We start from the raw sequence: 3,197 nt of genomic DNA, 5'->3' as shown, positions 1-3,197 counted from the left end.
AACCATAGGCACTTTGCCTGGGTTCTCCATACGGTGCACGCAGCCCAAAGGCAGATAGACCGATTGGTTTTCTGTCACCAAACGCACATCATCATCGATCGTCACGCGCGCTGTGCCCTCAACCACGATCCAGTGCTCTGACCGGTGGAAGTGGCTTTGCAAAGACAAGGCAGCGCCCGGATGCACATGAATGCGCTTCACTTGGAAACGACTGCCAACCACAAGGCTTTCGAACCAACCCCAAGGGCGGTGATCTTTCGGGAACATCGTTGCTTGGGCGGACCCTTTGGCTTTAAGCGCGGCAACGGCTTTTTTGACGTCTTGAGCGCGCGACATGTCAGCCACCAAAACCGCATCATTCATCGCGATGGCCATCACGTTTTTCAGGCCAATGCCGACAATTTCAAGGTTCTCGCTGTCAGAGCGCAAAAGGCTGTTTTCACATTCAATCGCCGTAGCGTCGCCTGATGTGACAACCCCATCCGCATCGGGGCCAAGCTCGCGCCAAACCGCATCCCAACCACCCAGGTCGGACCAACCGCCATCAAACGGCACAACAGCCAAATTGGCCGCGCGTTCCATTACGGCATAATCGATTGAAATATCTTCGGCTTGAGCCCAAGCATCAGTATCAAGGCGCAAGAAGCCAAGGTCCACTTGAGCTGCATCAACGGCTGCCGTGACAGGCGCGGTGAGGCTTGGAGCGTGCTCACCAAAGGCAGCTATAATGTCTTTGGCTTTGAACAGGAAAATCCCTGCGTTCCACATGAACGTGCCAGCTTCCACCATCTCGGCGGCGCGGGTCGCGTCTGGTTTTTCAACAAATTGTTTGAGATCGACAGCAGCGCCAGAGGCTTCGGGTTGCGCCGCCAATTCAAGATAGCCATAGGCCGTTTCTGCATGGGTTGGCTTGATACCAAAGGTCACAAGCTTACCTGTTGCAACAGCCGCAAGGCCTTTTTCAATAGCCGCATGAAACGCGGCCGTGTCGGGCACAACATGATCGGAGGGGGCGACAAGCATGATCGCTTCTGGATCTGCCTTTGCTAAATGTAAGGCTGCGGCCAAAATCGCAGGCGCAGTGTTGCGGCCTTCTGGTTCAATCAAAATGGCACCTGGGTCGATGCCAATGTCCGCAAGCTGTTCAGTCACGATAAATCGAAAATCAGACCCGGTTAAAACCGCTGGGGCTGTAAAGTTAAGCACAGAAGACGCACCGCTTAAACGTTTTGCCGAGGCCTGAAACAAAGTCTGCTCACCAACGAGTGGGACAAATTGCTTAGGGTAACTTTTGCGCGACAATGGCCAAAGCCGAGTTCCAGATCCACCACATAAAATAACGGGCGTGATACGTGCTGAAGTCATGGTGGAATACATCCTGTCGTTAGGTCAATTTAATAAGTGGTCTATCAATAGAACTACTATGTGACACGCTGATTTATAAAAATAAAGCCGTAGCTTAAAATTTAGACATTTGTCTTCCGTGGCACTGAAATGGCACATAAATAACCCTTACTTTCAGTTGTGCTCAAAAAGTAACCATAGCAGGGGTCAAGTCTGGTGGTAATTTATACACCTTATAGCTCTCGCTCGAAAAAGTACTCGAGACAACAAGGGCAATCACAAGCAACATGCTGCCAGGGCAATTCTATTACTCGGTGTCAAATAACTTTGCATTTTTCATATTGGTGTTAGATACGAATTGAATGAAACTCTCTAGCGAAAGACCCTAAATATGGCTCCTTCTTTTGGCACCAGCGGCCTGCGTGGTCTTGTAATTGATCTGACCGAAGAGGTCGTATCAGACTACGTGCATGCTTTTCTAACAACCGTGCCTGACTGCGACACGCTGTTCATCGCACAAGATTTGCGCCCCTCATCCCCTGACATCGCTCAGATGATTGCTAGCACAGCTTTAAGTGCGGGCCTCAATGTTGTCGACTGCGGTGCGGTCGGCACGCCTGCGCTGGCTTTGGCGTCGATGAACGCAGGAGCCGCAGCGATCATGGTCACGGGCAGTCACATTCCCGCAGATCGCAACGGCTTGAAATTCTACGTGCCACAGGGCGAGATTTCAAAAGAAGACGAGCTAAAGATCACCGCAGCCTATGCGGCGCGCCACCAACGCACAGGTGCTGCAGGCACACAGACCGCCCTGCCTGAGGCTGAAACGCTTTATGTGCAGCGCTATGTCGATGCTTTCGGCACACAGGCGCTCAAAGATCTGCGCATCGGCGTATACCGCCATTCCTCCGTGGCACGCGACACGATGGAAGCCATCTTAACCCAACTGGGCGCCACCGTGGTGCCTTTGGCGCATTCCGACACGTTTATTCCTGTTGATACAGAAGCCGTTGATGACGCGACCCGCGCCAATCTGGTCGCATGGAGCCAAGAGCACAGCCTTGACGCTGTGGCTTCGACCGATGGCGATGCAGACCGGCCGCTGCTCAGCGATGCTGCAGGCAAAGTCATTCCAGGGGATGTTTTGGGCGTTTTGACCGCACAGGTTTTGGGCGCCAAAACCGTAATCACACCTGTATCATCCAACGATATGGTGCGCCGCTGTCCTGAATTTGAAACAGTGACTTTGACCCGCATCGGTTCGCCTTTCGTGATCGCAGAGATGGAAAAATTCAAATCACCCGCAGAGGCCTGCGTCGGGTTTGAAGCCAACGGAGGCTTCTTGATCGGCTTCGATGCGACCCTGTCGGGCCCTCTTTCTGCCCTGCCTACCCGCGATTGCATGTTACCCATTATCGCGCCTTTGTTCGCGGCAAAACAGCAAAATAAGACCCTAACCCAGCTTGTTTGCGCCCTACCTCAGTGCTTTACCGCCGCCGACCGCCTGCAAGAGATCGATCGCGCCAAAGCCGCAATTTTCTTGAGCGGGTTGATCGATGACAGTGATAAGCGCGCAGCCTTTTTCGCCCCCTTCGGAACCATTTCAAGCATCGATCTGACAGATGGTTTGCGGGTTGATTTTGAAAGCGGCGACGTGGTGCACCTGCGCCCGTCCGGCAATGCGCCAGAGTTTCGGATCTATGCACAATCCAGCTCAGAAACACGCGCCAAAGATTTGACGACCCAAGTGCGCGAAGAGGTCGCGGCGCGGCTAGATTTTTAAGCAAGCATCCGCCGGTTTTGTAGAAGTGCTGTGATATTTTTGGAAATTATGTCAGGCAATGGATATTCGC

At 52.9% G+C, this 3,197-nt stretch carries 2 protein-coding genes; one reads left to right on the top strand and one right to left on the bottom strand.

Features of this window, described 5'->3' with window-relative positions:
* On the bottom strand, positions 1 to 1,365 hold a 1,365-nt coding region (locus tag WNY38_RS17875), incomplete at its 3' end, for a mannose-1-phosphate guanylyltransferase/mannose-6-phosphate isomerase (protein WP_342858720.1).
* 370 nt (positions 1,366 to 1,735) lie between these two features.
* Between WNY38_RS17875 and WNY38_RS17870 the strand changes: the two genes are divergently transcribed.
* On the top strand, positions 1,736 to 3,127 hold the full coding sequence (locus WNY38_RS17870) for a phosphomannomutase (RefSeq protein ID WP_342858719.1): 1,392 nt from the start codon (positions 1,736 to 1,738) through the stop codon (positions 3,125 to 3,127).
* The last annotated feature ends 70 nt before the right edge of the window (positions 3,128 to 3,197 follow it).

The sequence above is a fragment of the Pacificibacter sp. AS14 genome (assembly GCF_038899935.1).
Taxonomy (GTDB): domain Bacteria; phylum Pseudomonadota; class Alphaproteobacteria; order Rhodobacterales; family Rhodobacteraceae; genus Celeribacter.
Note: the sequence above shows the minus strand (reverse complement) of the source record. Positions and strands in the feature narration are given on the sequence as shown.